A 704-nucleotide genomic window follows, 5' to 3' on the forward strand; every position below is an offset into this window, starting at 1 on the left:
CACAAGACTTAGACATTATTTAGCCAGATTACACAGAAAAACTTTATGTTATTCAAAATCGGAAGAAATGTTGAGGTATTCAATTCGTTTGTTAATTCACTATCTTAAGTACAAATCATTTACTACCTTTGCTTGATTCATCTTTCATTTGTGCAACGCCAACTACTTAGTATAAATTACCCTACAAATCTCAGAAGGAAAAGCAAAGAAGGGGATAATATTCGCCCAATGACTGTGCCAAGACTTGGAGATCGATGGATATTGCTTGTCCCATTTCTCAGCAAACAACTCAAGGTTAAACTCCGCTTCCGATTTTGTCACCGCAATTGCTTTGAGGTCAGCATAAACTTGCTTGCGTAGTCAGTGAGCTTGTCGAAGTGCTATTGCCAAGGTGCAAAAGAAACCGAGTTACGCACCATATGGACAATGCACAACTGTACCTATGTCTTGGGAAATACGGTTTCAATGGCATTAGGGGTAGTCCTAAAAAGGAAAGGATGAGGGAAAATATCTAGATGGTTGTTACAGATTAAAGCAATGTCAGAGTCAAGTCCATCAAGTCCATCATGTCCATCCTGCCAGTCCGTATCAGTGGTTAAAAACGGTAGTACTCGGCATGGACAAAACAAAATTATAAATGTCGGGACTGTGGTCGTCAATTTGTAGAAAATCCACAGTGGCAGAGAGTCCTGAGGGGTTACAAT

3 pseudogenes are annotated in these 704 nt (G+C 39.9%); 2 read left to right on the forward strand and 1 reads right to left on the reverse strand.

Annotated features, from left to right (window positions below):
• Positions 1-136: pseudogene (locus PSE7429_RS24885) on the forward strand (IS1 family transposase); the annotation flags it as partial.
• A 32-nt stretch (positions 137-168) separates the two neighbouring features.
• Here PSE7429_RS24885 and PSE7429_RS28285 read toward each other — a convergent pair.
• Positions 169-476, reverse strand: a pseudogene (locus PSE7429_RS28285) (transposase); the annotation flags it as partial.
• 61 nt (positions 477-537) lie between these two features.
• Here PSE7429_RS28285 and PSE7429_RS27840 point away from each other — a divergent pair.
• A pseudogene (locus PSE7429_RS27840) lies at positions 538-704 on the forward strand (IS1/IS1595 family N-terminal zinc-binding domain-containing protein); the annotation flags it as partial.

This window comes from Pseudanabaena biceps PCC 7429, from assembly GCF_000332215.1.
GTDB lineage: Bacteria > Cyanobacteriota > Cyanobacteriia > Pseudanabaenales > Pseudanabaenaceae > Pseudanabaena > Pseudanabaena biceps.